Annotated in this window: 18 protein-coding genes and 1 pseudogene; 17 read left to right on the plus strand and 2 right to left on the minus strand. The window is 33.8% G+C overall.

Features of this window, described 5'->3' with window-relative positions; all coding sequences use genetic code 11:
• Window positions 1-4: 4 nt before the first annotated feature.
• From CGEO_RS04040 to CGEO_RS04100, 13 genes and pseudogenes are all read left to right on the plus strand, one after another.
• On the plus strand, window positions 5-667 hold the full coding sequence (locus tag CGEO_RS04040) for a response regulator transcription factor (protein WP_075540494.1): 663 nt from the start codon (window positions 5-7) through the stop codon (window positions 665-667).
• On the plus strand, window positions 657-1,829 hold the full coding sequence (locus CGEO_RS04045) for a sensor histidine kinase (RefSeq protein ID WP_075493283.1): 1,173 nt from the start codon (window positions 657-659) through the stop codon (window positions 1,827-1,829). The genes CGEO_RS04040 and CGEO_RS04045 overlap by 11 nt, the downstream gene beginning before the upstream one ends.
• Before the next feature lie 169 nt (window positions 1,830-1,998).
• A complete protein-coding gene (locus tag CGEO_RS04050) occupies window positions 1,999-2,619 on the plus strand; it encodes a trimeric intracellular cation channel family protein (RefSeq protein ID WP_075493282.1) in 621 nt (206 codons plus the stop codon).
• Window positions 2,616-3,776 carry an aspartate aminotransferase family protein gene (locus CGEO_RS04055; RefSeq protein WP_075540495.1) on the plus strand — a complete coding sequence of 387 codons (1,161 nt, stop codon included), beginning with the start codon at window positions 2,616-2,618 and terminating at the stop codon, window positions 3,774-3,776. Before CGEO_RS04050 ends, CGEO_RS04055 begins: the two co-directional genes overlap by 4 nt.
• Complete coding sequence (locus CGEO_RS04060; protein ID WP_075540496.1) at window positions 3,766-4,746, plus strand: SAM-dependent methyltransferase; 981 nt, start codon at window positions 3,766-3,768, stop codon at window positions 4,744-4,746. Before CGEO_RS04055 ends, CGEO_RS04060 begins: the two co-directional genes overlap by 11 nt.
• The gene (locus CGEO_RS04065) at window positions 4,746-5,084 is read left to right on the plus strand and encodes a hypothetical protein (RefSeq protein ID WP_075540497.1); all 339 of its coding nucleotides are present in this window, start codon (window positions 4,746-4,748) and stop codon (window positions 5,082-5,084) included. Before CGEO_RS04060 ends, CGEO_RS04065 begins: the two co-directional genes overlap by 1 nt.
• Entirely contained in the window at window positions 5,077-5,643 is a 567-nt protein-coding gene (rsmD, locus tag CGEO_RS04070) for a 16S rRNA (guanine(966)-N(2))-methyltransferase RsmD (RefSeq protein WP_075540498.1), read from the plus strand. The genes CGEO_RS04065 and rsmD overlap by 8 nt, the downstream gene beginning before the upstream one ends.
• 17 nt (window positions 5,644-5,660) lie before the next feature.
• Window positions 5,661-6,421 (plus strand): annotated as a pseudogene (locus CGEO_RS04075) (TIGR02757 family protein).
• On the plus strand, window positions 6,421-7,176 hold the full coding sequence (locus tag CGEO_RS04080; RefSeq protein WP_075493276.1) for a TSUP family transporter: 756 nt from the start codon (window positions 6,421-6,423) through the stop codon (window positions 7,174-7,176). Before CGEO_RS04075 ends, CGEO_RS04080 begins: the two are co-directional and overlap by 1 nt.
• Window positions 7,177-7,265: 89 nt before the next feature.
• The gene (locus tag CGEO_RS04085) at window positions 7,266-7,949 is read left to right on the plus strand and encodes a F0F1 ATP synthase subunit A (protein ID WP_075493275.1); all 684 of its coding nucleotides are present in this window, start codon (window positions 7,266-7,268) and stop codon (window positions 7,947-7,949) included.
• A gap of 4 nt (window positions 7,950-7,953) precedes the next feature.
• Window positions 7,954-8,148, plus strand: a complete 195-nt coding sequence (locus tag CGEO_RS04090) for a hypothetical protein (protein ID WP_075493274.1) — start codon at window positions 7,954-7,956, stop codon at window positions 8,146-8,148.
• Window positions 8,149-8,210: 62 nt separating this feature from the next.
• Window positions 8,211-9,629: an Asp-tRNA(Asn)/Glu-tRNA(Gln) amidotransferase subunit GatB gene (gene gatB / locus CGEO_RS04095; protein ID WP_075493273.1), complete on the plus strand. Its 1,419-nt coding sequence runs from the start codon at window positions 8,211-8,213 to the stop codon at window positions 9,627-9,629.
• On the plus strand, window positions 9,626-10,519 hold the full coding sequence (locus tag CGEO_RS04100) for an NAD(P)H-dependent glycerol-3-phosphate dehydrogenase (protein ID WP_172658148.1): 894 nt from the start codon (window positions 9,626-9,628) through the stop codon (window positions 10,517-10,519). The genes gatB and CGEO_RS04100 overlap by 4 nt, the downstream gene beginning before the upstream one ends.
• Before the next feature lie 427 nt (window positions 10,520-10,946).
• Here CGEO_RS04100 and CGEO_RS04105 read toward each other — a convergent pair whose 3' ends face one another.
• Window positions 10,947-11,366, minus strand: coding sequence for a hypothetical protein (locus CGEO_RS04105; protein ID WP_075531694.1), 420 nt, complete (start codon window positions 11,364-11,366; stop codon window positions 10,947-10,949).
• Window positions 11,359-12,237: an EamA family transporter RarD gene (gene rarD, locus CGEO_RS04110; RefSeq protein WP_075493270.1), complete on the minus strand. Its 879-nt coding sequence runs from the start codon at window positions 12,235-12,237 to the stop codon at window positions 11,359-11,361. The genes CGEO_RS04105 and rarD overlap by 8 nt, the downstream gene beginning before the upstream one ends.
• 114 nt (window positions 12,238-12,351) lie before the next feature.
• Between rarD and CGEO_RS04115 the strand changes: the two genes are divergently transcribed.
• The 4 genes from CGEO_RS04115 (at window position 12,352) to ybaK (ending at window position 15,856) form a co-directional block, all read left to right on the plus strand.
• Complete coding sequence (locus tag CGEO_RS04115) at window positions 12,352-13,695, plus strand: class II 3-deoxy-7-phosphoheptulonate synthase (protein ID WP_075540499.1); 1,344 nt, start codon at window positions 12,352-12,354, stop codon at window positions 13,693-13,695.
• A gap of 7 nt (window positions 13,696-13,702) precedes the next feature.
• Window positions 13,703-14,575: a fumarylacetoacetate hydrolase family protein gene (locus CGEO_RS04120; protein ID WP_075493268.1), complete on the plus strand. Its 873-nt coding sequence runs from the start codon at window positions 13,703-13,705 to the stop codon at window positions 14,573-14,575.
• Window positions 14,576-14,642: 67 nt separating this feature from the next.
• Window positions 14,643-15,332, plus strand: a complete 690-nt coding sequence (gene cuyB, locus CGEO_RS04125; protein ID WP_075540500.1) for a cysteate racemase — start codon at window positions 14,643-14,645, stop codon at window positions 15,330-15,332.
• A 32-nt stretch (window positions 15,333-15,364) separates the two neighbouring features.
• Entirely contained in the window at window positions 15,365-15,856 is a 492-nt protein-coding gene (gene ybaK / locus CGEO_RS04130; RefSeq protein WP_075493266.1) for a Cys-tRNA(Pro) deacylase, read from the plus strand.
• Window positions 15,857-16,400: the final 544 nt, after the last annotated feature.

Genomic DNA, 16,400 nt, shown 5'->3' on the forward strand with positions numbered 1-16,400 from the left:
GGATATGGCGCGTATTTTAGTTTTAGAAGATGAGTTGATGCTTAATGAGATGATTTGTGACTATTTAGTCTCAAATAATTATGAGTGTGTTGGCGTTAAAAGCTACGATGAAGCGCTTGATTTAGCCTATGATCAAAATTTTGATTTATGGGTTTTTGATGTTAAAATCATAGGCGGAAACGGCTTTGAACTGCTTGATAGTTTAAGAGCGGCTTCAAAGCTAACGCCTTGTATTTTTACAACATCACTAAACAGCATAAATGACCTAAATAAAGGCTTTTTAAGTGGTTGTGATGACTATCTTAAAAAGCCATTTGAGCTTAAAGAGCTACTTTTAAGAGTGCAAAATTTAATCAAAAGAGAATTTTCACATAAAAACGAAAAAGTAGAAAATTTAGACAACAACTACACATATGACATCGCTACAAAAACGCTGAAAAAAAACGACAAACAAGTAAAACTATCTAAAAAAGAGAGCGATTTACTAGCGCTTTTTCTTAAAAATAAAAACCGCCTTATCACAAGAGAAGAGATTTACGCTCAAATTTGGGATATCGGCGAAGTTCCAAGCGAGCTAAGTTTGCGTGTTTATATAAGAAATTTGCGAATTCATCTAGGCGAAAGAATCATCTCAAAGCCAAAACTAGGCTATATATATGTGGTTTAGAAAATATGGACTCGCGATTTTTACCCTTTATATGGTAACTAGCACGATATTTTTACTAGTTTTTTGTTTTATGTATTTTAAAATCGCAACGGCTAAATTTGAGCGAGAAGTCAGCATGGAGCTTAAAACTGCCATGATGGAAATCGAGATGAGTTTTAGAAGTGGTGGCGATATAACAAATGCAAATTTAGATAAAACCGATAAAGACATTAAAGAAAATATATTTAGTTTAAATGAGAAAAAATTTATAAAACAGGAATTTACACCACTAAATTTAGAAAAAATCAGAAAGAAAAAAGCTATAAGCGGACACATTTATAAGGATAAAAGCGATATTTATTATATAGATAAAATCAAGCCACATGGTCGCGATAGGATGTTGGGAAACACCTCATCATACGAAGTTGTTTTAAAAAGCGATGGCTATAAAAAACATGTTGATGAACTTTTGCTTAAAATGGCTACGCTTTCGATGGTTTCGTTTTTTATCTTTTTTGTAATTTCGTATTTTATCGTTCAGTTATCATTTCGCCCACTTCTTGATAAAATTAACTCGCTAAATTCATTTATCACAGACACAACGCACGAGATAAACACACCTTTAAGCGTGATTTTGATGAGTATAGAACTTTTTGATGTAAATCCTAAAAAATACCTTTGTAACATAAAAACAGCTTCCAAAACACTCTCGATGCTTTATGATGACTTAGTAAAGCTAAATTTCGACTCAAGTATAAATAAAATCCAAAAGCTAAATTTAAAGAATTTGATAAGCGAAAGGGCGTTTTATTTTGAATCTATGGCAAGCGAAAAAGGGCTTAAATTTGAACTAAATTTAGATGAAGTTTTTAAAGAAACAGATGAGGTTAAATTTAGTAAAATTATAGATAATCTTATCTCAAATGCCACAAAATACAGTGATAAAAATAGCGTGATTGTTATAAATTTAGACTCTAATTCCTTGATTATACAAAACAGCGGAGAGGAAATTTTAAAAGAAAATTTAGATAAAATTTATGATAAATTCTCTCGTTTTAACAAAAGCAAAGGTGGTTTTGGCATAGGGCTTAGTTTGGTTAAAAGATACTGCGAGGATTTAGGATATAAAATCACTTGCACAAGCGAAAGCAAAATCACTAAATTTAGTATCAAATTTAACTAAAACTTTTGGATAAATTTGGCAAAAGGCGCTAAAAGCTAAAAAGTATTGCAAATTTTAATATGATTTGTGCGCGAAAAATTATTTTTTTAAAATTTAACAAACGCCATTTTTAGCTTTGTTTATATGAATTTATAGTAAAATATCCACAAAATTTACAAAAAGCGAGTTTATGGACGCACTACTACTAAACGAATACATCGGCATAGCCTCTGCCGCACTTAGTGGGTTTTTCTTTGCGGTTAAAAAAGAGTGCGATTGGCTTGGAATTTTTATAGCGGCATTTTTAACAGCACTTGGTGGGGGCATTATGCGCGATGTGCTTGTTGGAAGACCGGTTTACTCGTTTACTCACTATATGCCAGTGGTTCTTGTGATTTCAATGATGCTTTTAGCTATATTTTTAAAACTTTATAAAAAACGCCAACATTTAGAAGATAAATTTATCTTTATTTTTACCGATGCGATTGATGTTGTGAGCTTTTCGATAGTCGGTTCAATCGTATCTTTGCAGTATGGATATAATATTTTTGGCGTGGTTTTGGTTGCGTTTGCAAATGGCGTTGGTGGTGGAATTTTGCGAGATGTGCTGCTAAATGAAGTTCCATGGCTTCTTAGAACTGGGCTTTATGGAAGTATTAGCATGGCGATTGGGTTTATTTACTACTTTATGCATATGGCTGGATTTACGAATATGACGTGTGTTATGGCGCTTTTTACTTTTGGTATTATTTTTAGAATGGTTGCGTATTATAAAAAATGGCATTTGCCAACTTTAAAGGAAGATATATGAATTTTTTGATGGATACATATGCAAGAGTTGATATAGCTCTTGTAAAGGGCGAGGGCGCTAAAGTTTTTGATAGTAGTGGTAAAAATTACATAGATTTTGGTGGTGGTATCGGCGTTAGTTCGTTAGGATATGCAAACAAAAAGTTGGTAAAAACGATAGAAAAACAAGCAAAAAGTATTATTCATTCATCAAATTTATATCGTATTTTGCCTCAAGAAGAGCTTGCTAAAAAGATGAGTGAGCTGCTTGGATACGGCGTGTATGCGTTTTTTTGTAACTCTGGAGCAGAGGCAAATGAGTGTGCGATAAAGCTTGCTAGAAAGTATGGCGCGGTAAATTTTGATACTAAAAAATATGAAATTCTAACTCTTAAAAACTCATTTCATGGTCGCACAATGGCTACTTTAAAAGCAACCGGACAGGATAAATTTCATCCAGAAATGTTTGCTCCTTATATTGATGGTTTTAAATTTTATGATGGAATCGATGAAATCATAGAAAATTTAGATGAAAAAACAGTCGCCGTTATGATAGAGCTAGTTCAAGGTGAGGGTGGCGTTAAGCCGCTTGATGTGCAAAAAGTGCAAAAACTAAGCCAAATTTTAGAAGAAAAAAAGATTCTTTTAATCACAGATGAGGTTCAATGTGGCGTTTTTAGAACCGGTGAGTTTGTAACATCAAAACTTTATGGCATTAAGCCTGATATCATAACTTTTGCAAAAGGTTTAGCTGGTGGAGTGCCGATAGGCGCTTGTTTAAGCAAAGAGCAAATTTTTAGCTATGGAGATCATGGAAGCACTTTTGGTGGGAATTTTCTCTCAACTGCTGCGGCAAATACAACGCTTTATGAGTTGAGCAAATTCAAAGCTAGCGGAAAACTTGATAAAAATATAAAAAGATTTACAAAATATCTCGATAAAATGGTAGAAAATCACCCTAACATTTTTGTTAGCCGAACTGGACTTGGACTTATGCAAGGGCTTGTTGTAAAAGATAGCTTAAATTTAGATCAAATTTATAAAAAAGCTTTAGAAAACGGACTTTTAGTGCTTAAATCTGGAAGCAACATAGTTCGCTTTTTACCACCTTTGACGATAAGCAAAGATGAGATAAAAGAGGGATTTAAAAGGTTTAAAGAAACATTAAATGAAATTTAGCGAATTTTTTAACTCTTGGCTTCACGAAAACTACTATAAAAAGGGTGTAAAAGTAGGAAAAGGTGGGGATTTTTACACTTCAGTTAGCGTTGGTTCGTTTTTTGGAATTTGTATCGCTAAAAAAATACTTAGCTTAAAAGATAAATTTAGTGGCAAAATTTCTATAGTAGAAATCGGTGCAAATGAAGGATATTTGCTCGCTGATATTGTGCAAGGAATTTATACGTTTGCGCCAAATTTGCTTAGTGATTTTGAGTTTTGTATCATCGAACCGCACGAGAATTTGCAAATTTTGCAAAAAAGAACTTTTCAAGAGCGTTTTGGCGATGATGTTTTGGTTGAAATTTTTAATAGTTTAAATAAGTGTGAGTTTAAAAATGCTATTTTTATCTCAAACGAGCTAATTGACAGCTTTACTTGCGAAGTGGTTGATGATAAAAATATGCTTTTTATCGAGGATTTCAAGCCGGTATTTAAAAAAGCTGATGAAAAAACTCTAAATTTAGCCTTAAAATTTGGAATAAAAAAGGGCGAAATTCCACTAAATTTAGAAAGCTTTGTAAGTGAAATTTGCCAAAGTGCAGCTAAATTTAGTTTTATAACATTTGATTATGGCGATATGTGGGCAAGGGGCGAGTTTAGCCTTAGAATTTATAACAAACACAGCGTTTATAACTTTTTTGAATGTGAGAATTTATCGCAGTTTTTCGGTAAAAGCGATATAACTTATGATGTAAATTTTGCTGTTTTAAAAGATATATTTTTGCAAAATGATGGTGTGAAATTTGAGAAATTTTGCTCGCAAGGCAGGGCGATTTTAGACTTTGGCGCTGTTGAAGTATTAGAACTTTTACTAGAAAAAGGCGGTGAAAACGCATATAAAAATGGAGCAAATCAACTAAAACGCCTAACTCACCCAGATGAGCTTGGGAGCAGGTTTAAGATGATTGAATTTAGCAAAGGAATATGATGAGAGTAGCAGTTGATTGCGAATGCAAGTTGTTACAAAGAAGTTTAGAGCTTTTTTTAGAGCAGTATTTAGTGAGCAAAGATGAGTGTGAGTTTGTAGTAAGTGATGATAAAAACAGGAGCTATAAAAATGTGTTTTTCATAGCAGATAACTCGCCATATCTAAGCTTGCCTTTTAGTAAAGATGAGCTTATACTCGCGCTTAGCAAGTATTATTATACGCTTTTAAACTCATCAAATTTAAGCGAAAAAAAAGTCAGTTTAGAGGATAAAATTTCACGAATTTGTGATGAATTTAAAGAAAATATTATAAAAACGATAAGAGAGCATAATGGCTAAGTTATACACAACTATAAATAGTGGATTTTTAAAAGGTAAAAAGCTAGAACTTCCAAGTAGTGCTACTACAAGAAGCACAAAAGCGATAGTAAAAGGCTCATTTTTTGACTCATTTAGAGATGAGATTCGTGGGCGAGTTTTTATAGAGGTTTTTGGTGGAAGTGGAAGTATGGCAGCTGAAGCGCTTAGTAATGGCGCAAAAATGGCATATGCGATAGAAAAAGACAAAGATGCTTATACGATTTTAAGGCGAAATTTTAGCGCTTTGAGTGAGAATTTAGTAGCGATAAATGGCGATAGTTTTAAAAAAATCGATGAGCTTAAAAGCATAAAAGATGAGCTGATTATCTACATAGATCCGCCATTTAGCATTAGAAATGGGTTTGAAGATGTTTATGAAAAGGTTATAAATTTAGTGCTTAAATTTGAAGATAAAGATGTTTTTATCGTTGCGATCGAGCATATGAGCAGTGTTGAATTTAGTCAAAATATCGGTAAATTTAGCCTTTTAAAAAGTAAAAGATTTGGCACAACAACGCTAACTTACTACGTAAAATAAGGGATTTAAAAACGAAAATGAAAAATTTAAAAGAGCTTTTAGACTATCATGCAAATTTAAAAAACTCTCAAGAAAACCTTTTTAACGCAGCCGATCCACTTTGGGTAGCGAGTAAATTTAAAGAGCCAAATATCGCTTTGATTTGCGCACTTTTTGCCTATGGAAATGCAAATTTGATAGTTAAATTTTTAAATTCACTCGATTTTAGTTTGCTTGATAAAAGCGATGATGAGATAAGAAAAACGCTTAAATCCCACAAATACCGCTTTCAAAGCGTTTTGGATGTGGCTGAGATTTTTATAACTATAAAACGCCTTAAAAACGACTCAAACATCGAAGATATAGTTAGAAATGGGCTTGAAAAAGATGGCAAGATTATCGATGGAATCAGCGCTTTGTGCGAGAAAATTTACTCGCTTAATCCTTATAGAAGCGATGGTTATGAATTTTTCTTTGGAAAAGTTGTAGAAAAAAACCAAAATCGCCATATAAACGTTATAATATGTTTTTAAGATGGATGGTTAGAGATAGCGATATTGATCTTGGGCTTTTTAAAAGTATCGATAAAAAAGAGCTTTTAATCCCGCTTGATGTGCATACTCATCGCGTTTCTTTGGCTATCGGGCTAATTGAGCGAAAAAGCTATGATTTTGAGGCTGTAAGATTGCTTACAGATAAGCTAAAAGAATTTGATGAAAAAGATCCTATAAAGTATGATTTCGCGCTTTATAGGCTTGGACAAAGTGGCGAAATAAACGATATTTTAAAGGATATGTGATGGAATTTGAAATTTGGCAGTTTGGCGTATTTTTTGCAGCTGGGTTAATCGGCGGTTTTATAGATGCTATTGCTGGTGGTGGTGGTCTTATATGTTTACCGGCGCTTATGGCTATGGGAGTTCCGCCACACGCAGCACTTGCTACAAACAAGCTTCAAGGAAGTTTTGGAACATTTACCGCGACTATGAACTTTGCAAAAAAAGGCTTTATAAATTTCAAAGAGCTTTTTGTAGGCATTGTTTGCACCTTTATAGGCGCTTGTATAGGGACTGTGCTTATACTTTTTATCGATGCTAAATTCTTAAAATTCCTAATCCCAGTTTTGCTACTAGCGATTTTTATCTACACTATCTTTTCGCCAAAATTAGGGGAAGAAGATAGACAAGCAAAGCTAAGTTCAAAGACGTTTTATCTGCTTTTTGGGCTTGGACTTGGCTTTTATGATGGCTTTTTTGGACCAGGGACTGGCTCGTTTTGGACGTTTGCCTTGGTTGGATTTTTAGGACTTGGTATGAAAAAAGCAGTCGCTCAAACAAAGGCTTTTAACTTTGTTTCAAACATCGTATCTTTAGCAGTTTTTATAGTTGGTGGGCAAATTTTATGGTTGGTTGGGCTTTTAATGGCGGTTGGTCAGATAGTTGGCGGATATCTTGGTTCAAATATGGTTATCAAAAAAGATGTTAAATTTATAAAAACCATGTTTTTGACTATGGTTGGACTAACGATTCTTAAGCTTATATATGATTTTATATAGGTAAATAGGCTAAAACGGCTTTATTTAAATAAAATTTAACCTAAACTAAGGTAGAATAAGCTAAAATTTTAAATTAATTCGAGGTTTTTATGTTAAAAGATATTTTTCTGTTTGCTGGCAGTTTGATTAGTTATAATCATACTTTTATTTATATTTTTCACTTTCTTTTGATTGTAGCGATAGTGGTTATACTAGCTAAAATGGCTACAAAATCTATGCAACTTGTCCCTAGAGGCGCTCAAAATATAGTAGAGGCTTACTTAAGTGGAGTTTTATCTATAGGAAAAGATGCTATGGGAAGTTATGAGTATTCAAGAAGATATCTACCTTTGATAGCAACTTTAGGACTTATTATTTTTATAGCTAACATTGTTGGTATGATACCTGGTTTTGAGGCTCCAACTGCTAGTTTGAACCTAACTTTAGCACTTACACTTTGTGTATTTATCTACTACCATATCGAAGGTATTAGAACTCATGGATTTTTTGCTTATATGAAGCATTTTATGGGTCCAGTTGCGGTTATGGCACCTTTGATGTTTGTTATAGAGATTATTTCACACTTTTCAAGGATAGTATCTCTGTCTTTCCGTCTTTTTGGAAACATCAGAGGGGATGATTTGTTCTTGCTGGTTATGTTAACGCTTGCGCCTTGGTTTGTTCCTATGGTTCCATATGCGCTACTTACATTTATGGCGATTTTACAAACATTTATCTTTATGGTTTTAAGTTATGTATATTTAGCTGGTGCGGTTGTCATAGACGAGCACTAAGCTGATGAGATATCTGCTACATTTTTTACTTGGTGCATCTTGGGCGATTTTCGTCTTGGGTGCGCTTTTTTATATACTTTTTTTACCAAATTTAAATTTCTTTTTTATGATAGCTTGTATGGTGCCGGGTGCTTTACTTATTTTTATATTTACACTTACTTTAGAAAATATCGAGCTTAAAAAGAAAAATATCTCTTAAGTTTATCAAATTTAAAACTTTTTATTGATACAATACATAATTAAAATTTTAAAAGGATTATGATGTTTGAGACAGTTATCGGCTTAGAAGTTCACTGCCAACTAAATACAAAAACTAAAATTTTCTGTTCATGTTCTACAAGCTTTGGCGATAAGGCTAACACTCATGTTTGCCCTGTATGTTTGGCGCTTCCTGGTGCTTTGCCGGTTTTAAACAAGGCAGCGGTTTTGAAAGCTATAAGTTTTGGAACAGCGGTAAATGCAACTATAAACCAAAATTCGGTATTTGATAGAAAAAATTACTTTTATCCAGATCTTCCAAAAGCTTATCAAATTTCTCAGTTTACCATACCTATCGTTGAGCATGGCGAGCTTTTTATAAATGTTAATGGCGTTGAAAAACGCATAGGTATCACAAGAGCGCATTTAGAAGAAGATGCTGGTAAGAATAACCACGAGGACTCAAGAAGTTTAGTTGATTTAAACAGAGCTGGAACGCCTTTGCTTGAAATCGTAAGTGAGCCAGACATGAGAAGTAGCGATGAGGCGGTCGCTTATCTTAAAAAACTGCACTCGATTTTACGTTTTTTAAATATAAGCGATGCAAATATGCAAGAAGGAAGCTTTAGGTGTGATGTAAACGTCTCAATCCGCCCAAAAGGCGATGAAAAACTCTACACCAGAGTCGAAGTTAAAAACATAAATTCATTTAAATTTATCCAAAAAGCTATCGAGTATGAAGTAGAGCGTCAAGTTTCGGCGTGGGAAGATGGCAAATATGATAAAGAAGTCTTTCAAGAAACCAGACTGTTTGATGCAAGTAACGGCACGACAAGATCAATGAGAGGCAAAGAAGATAGCGCTGAGTATAGATACTTCCCAGATCCAGACTTGTTGCCAGTTTTTATAACAGATGAGATGATGAAAGACGCAACACAAATTCCAGAGCTTCCTGATCAAAAAAGAGCTAGATATATAAGCGAGTTAGGTATTAAAGAAAACGATGCTGATGTACTAATCTCAACTTATGAGAGCGCTAAGTATTTTGAAGACTTAATAAATGATAACCATGAGCCAAAACTGTGCGTTACATGGTTAAATGTCGAGCTTTTAGCGCGTTTAAAAAATGGCGCTACAATCGAAACAAGCCCAGTTGATAGCTCTAAAATGAATCAGCTTTTAACACGTATTGAAGATAAAACCATATCTCAAAAAGCGGCTAAAGATGTGCTTGACTATCTTATGGAGCGCGATGATAGCGTTGATAGCGTTATCGAAAAGCTTGGACTGAAACAAATCAGCGATGATGGCTCGATTTTAGCGGTGATTGATGATGTTTTAAATAAAAACCCAGATAAGGTAGCTGAGTATAAGAGTGGCAAAGATAAGCTTTTTGGCTTTTTTGTCGGTCAAGTGATGAAAGAGGGCAAGGGCGCGTTTAACCCTGCTAAAGTAAATGAACTACTAAAGAAGAAAATCTGATGAAAATAGCAGTTATAGGCGCTGGTAAATGGGGAGAAGCCCTTTTTAACGCATTTAGCGAAAACAACGAGTGTGTTATCACATCAAGAACTAAAAAAAATATAAAAAATTTTGTAAATTTAAAGCAAGCTTTAGAGGCTGAGTATCTTGTGTTTTCGTTATCTACGCAGATAACTGCTAGTTGGCTTAAAGAAAATTTTATCAACAAAAATCAAAAAATCCTAATCGCTTCAAAAGGAATCGATGCAAAATCTGGTAAATTTTTAAACGAAATTTTTGAAGAGTATACCGATAGTTCGAATTTAACATTTCTTTCAGGACCATCATTTGCAAGTGAGGTTATGCAAAAGCTTCCTTGCGCCGTTGTCGTAAGCTCGAAAAATACAGCATTAGCTGCCACTTTTGCATCGTTTTTTCCAAGCTACATAAAAGCGTATTGGGCGAGCGATGTTGTTGGCGCTGAAATTTGTGGTGCTTATAAAAATATAATCGCTATAGCAAGTGGGATTTGCGATGGGCTAAATTTAGGCAACAACGCAAGAGCTAGTTTGATAGCTCGTGGGCTTGTAGAGATGAGCAGGTTTGGTAAATTTTTTGGCGCGCAAGATGATACATTCTTAGGTCTTAGTGGAGCTGGAGATTTGTTTTTAACCGCTTCAAGCGCACTTTCTAGAAACTATAGAGTTGGATTTGGTTTAGCAAAAGGCAAAAGCTTAGATGAGATTTTAAGCGAACTTGGCGAGGTGGCTGAGGGTGTTTTAACCTCTAAAGCAGTCTTAAGTCTAGCCAACAAACACCAAATTTATACTCCTATCGCAACAGAAGTGGCTTTGATAATGGATGGTAAAAATCCAAAAGATAGCATGATAGATTTGCTAAGAAAAAAGTAGTTTTAAACACGCTTTAAAACTTGCACCACTTTTAAGACTTCTATATATTAAATTTAATATTTTTTATTATTAAATTTAACAGATAAAACAGACAGATAATCTAAAATAAAAGCTTAGTTGTTATGTTGATAAAACTGTTTGATAAAGCGAAGAAAATTTTTCGATATTTGGCTACCAATCTGCAGATTTAAGATTTATCATTAAGCAGGATTTGGCAAAATAATTTATATTTTATATAGCCATAAAGCTTTGATATAAATTTGACCTTTATTGAATAATGTTTTTAAAAATTCTTGTTTTATAGAGTGGCATAGCAAGAAAATTAATATAAAAATTGATAGTTAAGCACACCTTTGGCGTGTTTAACTATGACTTATTGTTTTTTTGCATAAATTATACAGTCTTAAAACGGTTTATTTTAATTAAGCTAAAATTGTCTTTGAAGTCTGCTTCTTATATCGTCATTTATTGCTTCAGAATTTTCTAAATATCTGCTTACAAACTCTTCAAATTTACTTAAAAAACTAAAGAGTTTTTCTTCCCATACTGATGAGTTTTGGTTGCTTTGGTATGTATCTTTTATATAGAGAATTTCATTTTTTAAACTCTCTACGCCAAGCTCAAATTCGCTTTTTAGCTTGCTATCTTTTAGCGTCACATCACCAAGCGTAAGCCCACGCTCAAGCTCATCTATCTCTAAAACTATAAAATCACAAAGGTTTAAATACCGACTCATATCTGGATTTTGCTCCACTTCATCAAGTTTTTTGCTAACTTTTTGAATTTGCAAATAAACTATAAATCCAACGATTAAAGCAGCTATAAACATCGCTCCTATATTAAACACTCTTTGCTCCTTTTATTCCATTTATTGTGATTAAAATCAAACTTATCCATATCATAACAAAACTTATCAACCTATAAACATCAAATTCCTCTTTGTATAAAAAGATAGCCAAAAGTGTTGTCATGGTTGGACTGATGTATTGTAAGTAACCGATGGTAGAAAGTTTTAGCTTTGTGGCTGCTGAGTTAAATGTCAATAATGGCGCTACTGTTACTATGCCAGAAATTACTAGTAAAAAGCCAATTTGGTTAAAACCAAAGCTTCCACTACCTTTAACTTGTAAAAATACGATGTAAATCAAGGCAAAAATCGCCCAAAAAAACGTCTCTATAAAAAGCCCCTCAAAAGATGGCACAGCGAGTTTTTTCTTAATAAGCCCATATATAGCAAAAAGCGCTGGAAGTAAAATAGCTATAAAAGGAATTTTACCAAGTATAAAAATCTGCAAAAGTATCGCGCATACAACGATGGCGATTGAAATTTTGCCCAAAGTCGATGGCTTTTCTTTAAAAACTATAGCGCCAAGTATTATATACATCAAAGGATTGATAAAATACCCCAAACTTGCTTCAAGAATTTGGTTAGAATTTACAGCATATATGTAAATTCCCCAGTTTACTGCGACAAAAAAACCACTTAAAACAAGCTTAAAAACAACATTTCTATCAAGAAAATATCTTTTCAAACTCATCATTTTGTTACTAAATTTAATAAACAAAAAGACAAAAATAGCTGACCAAAAAATCCTATGAGCTAAAATTTCAGTTGCATCAACATCTTTCAAAAGTTTAAAGTATATAGGGAAAATTCCCCACATAACGAAGGTTGCAACACCATAAAATAGTCCTATTTTTGTTTCGTCTTTTTCCATTTTACCCCATTTTTTTGCGATATTTTACGGCTATTTGGTTTAATATCTGCTTTAGTTTGGTTTTTTAAGATAAATTTCGCTAAACTCATAAAATTTTAACTACTAAGGAAAGAGATGACTTGGAACAGAGATTCATGGAGAAAATATAACATAAAACAACAACCAACTTATCCGAATTTATCGGAGTTAAACGCAGTTGAAGAGAAACTTTCAACTTTGCCACCACTGATATTTGCTGGAGAGGTTAGAAACCTAAAACAAGAGCTTGAAAAAGCAGTTTTGGGAAAAAGTTTTTTACTTCAAGGCGGGGATTGTGCGGAGAGTTTTTTAAACTACAGAGCAGATAGCATTAAAAATATGTTTAAAGTCATACTTCAAATGGCGATAGTTATGACATTTGCTGGTGGTTTTCCAGTGATAAAAGTAGGGCGCATAGCAGGGCAGTTTGCAAAGCCAAGAAGTAGCGATTTTGAAGAGATTGATGGGGTAACGCTTCCAAGTTATAGAGGCGATATAATAAATGGCTTTGAATTTAGCGAATCAGCAAGAGTGCCAAATCCTCAAAGAATGATAGATGCTTACTACCAAAGCGCTTCGACAATGAACCTTTTAAGGGCATTTTCGCGTGGCGGTTTGGCAAATTTAAACGAAATTCACAGATGGAATTTGGGCTTTATAAATAGAGCTGATTTAGATGAGCGGTTAAATAAGCTAGTTCATGATTTAACAGAAGCGCTAAATTTCATGGATGCGTGCGGTATAAACTCAAAAAACACTCCAAGTATAAATGAAACAGTGCTTTACACATCGCATGAAGCGCTACTTTTACCTTATGAAGAGGCTTTGACTAGGGTTGATAGTATAAGTGGGGATTGGTATGATTGTTCTGCTCATATGCTTTGGATAGGTGAACGAACAAGGGAGCTTGAAGATGCGCATGTGCATTTTTTAAGCGGGGTTAAAAACCCAATCGGCGTAAAAGTCGGACCAACAGCAAGCGCTGATGATGTGCTAAGACTAGCAGAAAAACTAAACCCGCAAAATGAAATCGGAAAGCTAAATATCATCGTTAGAATGGGTGCTGATAAGATAGGCGATAGGCTACCGCAAATTTTACGTGATGTTAAAAAAGAGGGCGTTCACATACTTTGGAGCAGTGATCCAATGCATGGAAATACCGTAAAAACGTCAAACAACTATAAAACACGCGAATTTGATAAAGTCTTAAAAGAGGTTCAAAATTTCTTTGAAATTCATAAAGCAGAGGGAACTTATCCTGGTGGCATTCATCTTGAAATGACAGGAGAAGATGTCACAGAGTGTACTGGTGGCGCATTTAATGTAACAGAAAGCACGCTTGCTAAACGCTACGAAACACAGTGTGATCCAAGGCTTAATGCAAACCAAGCGCTTGAGCTTGCATTTTTGGTAGCGGATTTGCTTAAAAACTTTAAATAGGGCGATTATGAAGCTAATAACATATAAAAATGGAAACAAATTTAGACTAGGAGTTATCGCAACTGATGGCTCTGTGTTTGATTTTAGCGAGGTTGGACTTGAGTTTTATGATATGAGTGATTTTGTTATAAACAGAAGTGAAAATGACCTTAAAAAGCTAAAAGAGCTATCTTTAAAAAGCGGTGGGCTTAGTTATGAAAAGCTTGAAAAATGCGCTGCGATTATCACTCCGCGTCAAGACATTATATGCTTAGGACTTAACTATATGGCGCATGCGGCTGAGTCGTATAAATATAAAAATAAAGAATTTGATGGCAAAAGAGAAGAGGCGGTTTACTTTTCAAAACGTGTAAATGAAGCAGTTGGCGATGGCGGTAGAATCGACCCGCACTCGAATTTAACATCAAAGCTTGATTATGAAGTCGAGCTTGGTGTTATCATAGGAAAAGATGCAAAAAATGTTAGCCAAAAAGATGCAAAAGAGTATATTTTTGGTTATACGATTATAAATGACATTAGCGCAAGAGATATCCAAAACAGACACAAACAGTGGTATTTTGGTAAAAGCCTTGACACATCAACTCCAATGGGACCTTATATAGTAACAGCCGATGAGTTAGATAGCTCAAATTTGGATATAAAATCTTTTGTAAATGGCGAACTTAGGCAAAGCTCAAACACGTCTTTGATGATATTTGATGAGAGTTTTGTTATAGCTGAACTTAGCGCTGGTATGAGTTTAAAAGCAGGAACAATCATATCTATGGGAACTCCAAGTGGCGTTGGTATGGGCTTTGAACCACCAAAATTTTTAAAAGCTGGCGATGAAGTAGTGTGCGAGATAGAAGGTATAGGAACTCTTAGAAACTATATTTGTTAAAGTAAATTTAGGTATTTTATTTAGTTTAAATTTGATATAATTTCTTAAATTTATTTAAGGAAAATGTATGAAAAAGGTAAAAAGAGTAGGCATAATAGGCGGAATGGGCTCTTTAGCTAGCGTTGATTTGTATGCTAAAGTAGTTGCCCTAACGCCTGCTAAAAAAGACCAAGATCATGTGCTGCTTACGATAGATAACAACGCAGCTATCCCTGATAGAACTGAGTTTATATTTGGCAATGGTGAAAATCCACTCCCATACCTAATAGACAGCGCAAACCGACTTAAAAACAGCGGTTGCGAGGCGATAACATTAGCTTGTAACACGGCTCACTTTTTTGCTGATGATATAGCAAAAGCTTGTGATGTTAAAATTCTAAACATCATTTCGCTTTCAGTTGAGGCTATAAAAAAGAATTTTCCAAATGCAAAAAACATAGCAGTCATAGCGACTACTGGTACTAAAAAAACTGGACTTTATGATAAAGTCTTAAAAGAAAATGGCTTTTTAAGCGTTGAGCTAGGAGAGCAAAATCAAGAAGATATCATGAAGTGCATTTATGATGGCGTAAAAGCTGGAAAAACCGCCGAGTATGCGCCACTGTTTAACCAAGTTATAGACTCAATTAGCGCTGATGTTTTCATAGCTGCTTGCACAGAGATACCGATACTTTTGCCATATCTTAAAAAAGATGTTAAATTTATCGATGCGACAGAAGAGCTTGCAAAAGGCATAGTTGAGTTTGCAAGAGCTTAAGTTTAGAAATTTACTGATTAAAAAGTGAACTTATGAAAGATAAAATCAAAAAAACAAACGCAGCAAGAGAGCTTGATAAATTTGGCGTTGAGTATGAAATTTTAACCTATGAGGTTGATTTAGAGGATTTAAGTGCAAGACACGTGGCTAAGGCAACTGGACAAAATATAACTCAAATTTATAAAACGATAGTTTGCGTTGCAAATACAAAAGAGCATATTGTAGCTTGTATAAGTGGTGAGCGCGAGCTTGATTTAAAGGCATTAAGCAAGGCAAGTGGGGTTAAAAGTTGCGAACTTGTCGCCATTAACGAACTTGAAAAGCTTACTGGATATATTAGAGGTGGATGCTCACCTCTTGCGATGAAGCGTAAATTTCGCACATTTATAGATAAAGCTGCACTTGAGTTTGACAGCATAATCATCTCTGCTGGAATACGTGGAAAACAGCTAGTGGTTGAACCAAGGGCTTTGGCAAAAGTGGTTGAAGCAGAATTTGCGGCGATTTGTCATGAAATGATATAGAAATTTAAATTTATATCAGCACGTTGGCTAAATTTTTAAACTAGAATTTAAGGCTGGTTTTTAAGCATTTGGCAAACAAAATAGTGAGTTTGTGCTTAAATTTAGTTAAATAAATACTAAAAAAGCTATTAAATTAAATTAAATGAAATTAGTACTTTATGTAAAAAATATATTTTAAGCTAAATTTAGTTTAAAAAATTATATTAAATTTGATTTTATAGCTATTTGATAAAACATCTGCAAAACTCCTTAATCAGCATATTTATTTCATTACTATATATTTTTAAAGTCAGTTTTTATAAATTTTACACGATATTTTTCGTATCTTAAAAAATATTGAATTTACAAGCTATATATAAAAACCATCGAAGAAAAAGAAATTACAACTTATTTAAGCCAAAGAAAAATACTTAAAATATAATGGATTCTAAATATCAAAGATTTTCAAATCATATATACGACTAATAAAAACACTCTTTAAATTTATATTAAAACATCATTAAAATAACATAAATTTAAAGAGCATTTAACTTCCATTGATGTA

The organism is Campylobacter geochelonis, assembly GCF_013201685.1.
In the GTDB taxonomy this organism is placed as follows: domain Bacteria; phylum Campylobacterota; class Campylobacteria; order Campylobacterales; family Campylobacteraceae; genus Campylobacter_B; species Campylobacter_B geochelonis.